General features: G+C 46.4%; 2 protein-coding genes. Both read left to right on the top strand.

The features are described from left to right. The first annotated feature begins 174 nt into the window (after positions 1–174). A complete protein-coding gene (locus F6K20_RS32540; RefSeq protein ID WP_287255524.1) occupies positions 175–1,482 on the top strand; it encodes a sensor histidine kinase in 1,308 nt (435 codons plus the stop codon). A gap of 706 nt (positions 1,483–2,188) precedes the next feature. Further along, entirely contained in the window at positions 2,189–2,830 is a 642-nt protein-coding gene (gene phoU / locus F6K20_RS32535; RefSeq protein WP_287297528.1) for a phosphate signaling complex protein PhoU, read from the top strand. Positions 2,831–2,842 lie beyond the last annotated feature (12 nt).

Below are 2,842 nucleotides of genomic sequence, written 5' to 3'. Positions count from 1 at the left end.
AGAGCTGAGAGCTGAGAGCTGAGAGCTGAGAGCTGAGAGCTGAGAGCTGAGAGCTGAGAGCTGAGAGCTGAGAGCTGAGAGCTGAGAGCTGAGAGCTGAGAGCTGAGAGCTGAGAGCTGAGAGCTGAGAGCTGAATGCTGAGAGCTGAATGCTTACTTCATATTTTTTTTTATTATGACCCTCCTAGCATTTTTACTAGGTCTGGCTTTGGGAATTGGGCTGTGGCTGTGGCAGCAGCGCCAACTCAAACAACGGCTACAGCAAATGTTGGGAACACTACAGGTGGATGCTACCAGCAACTCATTGTCAGCAGTTTCTCGTTTGCGGCAAGCGATCGCAAGAGCCAATCACCAACGAGAAGTGATGGAGCAGGAACTGCAAACCTGGCAAGAATTACTTCAGGTAGCCCCCTTAGGTTATTTTCTGGTGGATGAAGAAAACCAGTTACTCTGGTGCAACCAGCAAGCACGTCAGTTATTACATATTCATGACTGGGAATCAGGAGAAATCCGGTTATTCCTGGAGTGGGTGCGTTCCTACGAATTAGATCAGCTGATTCAAACTACCCGTCAGCAGCAGCAACCTGGGATCTGTGAATGGGTATTTCACCCCAGTTGCTTAAAGGGGGAGGCCATGGGTGAAATGCGATCGCTTTATCTAAGAGCTTCCAGTTGGCCCTTACCCCAGAAACAAGTTGGTGTGTTTCTCGAAAATCAACAACCTTTGGTAGAACTGGCTGAGTCTCGCAACCAGTGGTTTGGGGATTTAGCCCACGAACTCAGAACCCCGTTAACCTCCATTAGTTTAGTGGCGGAAACGTTACAGAGTCGTCTGGAGGCTCAGGAAAGCCGCTGGGTGGAGAAAATGCTCGCAGAAGTCAAACGGCTGATTCAGCTTGTGGAAGATTGGCTGGAAATTAGTAAACTCAAGCAAGACCCCACCCTACATCTTAACTGTCAATCCATAGAACTAAAGAGTTTAATTTTTAGGGTCTGGCAAACCCTAGAACTCCTAGCCCAACAGAAGAACTTAACCCTTGCCTATCATGGACCCAATCAATTGTATCTGGAAGCTGATCCCTCTCGCCTGACTCAGGTGTTTCTAAATTTATTTGACAACAGTATTAAACACAGCCCACCTCAGGCTGCTATTAGAGTTGAGGTTAATGCTATATCTTCCCACAAGGCGTTGGAATGCGATACTTGGATTCAAATTAAGGTGATCGACGCAGGAGATGGTTTTGCCGAGTCAGATTTACCCCGTGTCTTTGAGCGACTTTACCGGGGAGATCACTCAAGAGCCAGAGACCAGAGTAATTATAGTAATGGAGAGCCATTACCTGTGCGTGGTGGCAGTGGTCTAGGACTATCCATTGTGCAGCAAATTATTGAGGCTCACGGTGGCTCTATCCTAGCCACCAATCACTGGGAAACAGGTGGTGCCTGTATAGAAATTGCACTTCCAGATACCACCAAAGGTTGATTAAATTTGCTATTACTAAGTGTTATACTACCATATCCTGCTCGCCCAATCATCAGCTGCCTGTCATGAACCCTTTTCGCCAATGTGCTGGTAGGTTGAAGGTTGAAGGTTGAAGGTTGAAGGTTGAAGGTTGAAGGTTGAAGGTTAAATGTTAAAGGTTGAAGGTTGAAGGTTGAAGGGTGTTCGCCCTTGGGGTTCCTGTAGGGTAGGTTGAAGGTTTAATAACCTGTAACCTGTAACCAGCTAACCTGTAACCAGCTAACCTGTAACCAGCTAACCTGTAACCAGCTAACCTGTAACCAGCTAACCTGTAACCAGCTAACTTTCAACCAGCTAACCTGTAACCAGCTAACCTGTAACCAGCTAACCTGTAACCAGCTAACCTGTAACTGGCTAACCTGTAACTGGCTAACCAGCTAACCTGTAACCAGCTAACCTGTAACCAGTTAACCTGTAACCAGTTAACAGCATGAACCCAAGCCCTAAACCCTAAACCCTTCATCGAAATACTGCCTGCTAATTTGTTTACCGGAAGGATGGGAGCGATCGCATCTAATCTTGATGTGCTGTTGGGCAGTTATTTATGTTACGGCAAAGCTTTCTTCCCCATGCATAAATATATATAAATCACAGGGGCTTCCAGCCTTCCCTTAGCAACCCCTATTTCCTGGTGAGTTTATCTTCTGCTAATAGTTCTGTCAGCAACATGTCTGAGCGTTCACACTTCCAGCGCTCCCTGAAGCGTTTGGCACAAGATGTTTTGCGTATGGGGGCTCTGGTAGAGCAATCTTTTAGACTAAGTCATCAAGCCCTGTTTGAGCGCAATCTCGAGACTGCCCAACATCTTGCCTCTCTTGATAAGCGCATTGATGGCTACTATCACCAAATTGAGATGGAATGTGTCACGTTAATGGCTCTGCAATCTCCCGTTGCCCAAGATTTACGGCTTCTGAGTGCCTTTATGCAACTAGTACGAGACTTAGAGCGCATTGGTGATTATGCTGAAGACCTGGGAGAACTATCAATAAAGCTGTTTCCTTATCCACCCCATCCCTGTATGCCAGAGGTGGAACTTATGTCTCATCATGCCCAAGCTATGCTGGCAACAAGTTTAAAAGCCCTAGCGGATTTAGATGCCATTGCTGGGCAAACGGTCAAAAAGCTGGACGATACAGTAGACGATGCCTATGACCAACTGTATCAAACCTTGGCCAGTCAGCGGGATATCAAGGGTGTTGTTGAACCAATTCTTTTACTAGGACTAGTGATTCGCCATTTAGAACGAATGGCTGACCATGCTACCAATATTGGTCAACGAGTCTCTTATATTGTAACTGGTCAACGTTAAGGAGTTACTCCA

Source organism: Moorena sp. SIO2C4, assembly GCF_010672485.1.
Taxonomy (GTDB): Bacteria; Cyanobacteriota; Cyanobacteriia; order Cyanobacteriales; family Coleofasciculaceae; genus Moorena; species Moorena producens.
Note: the sequence above shows the minus strand (reverse complement) of the source record. Positions and strands in the feature narration are given on the sequence as shown.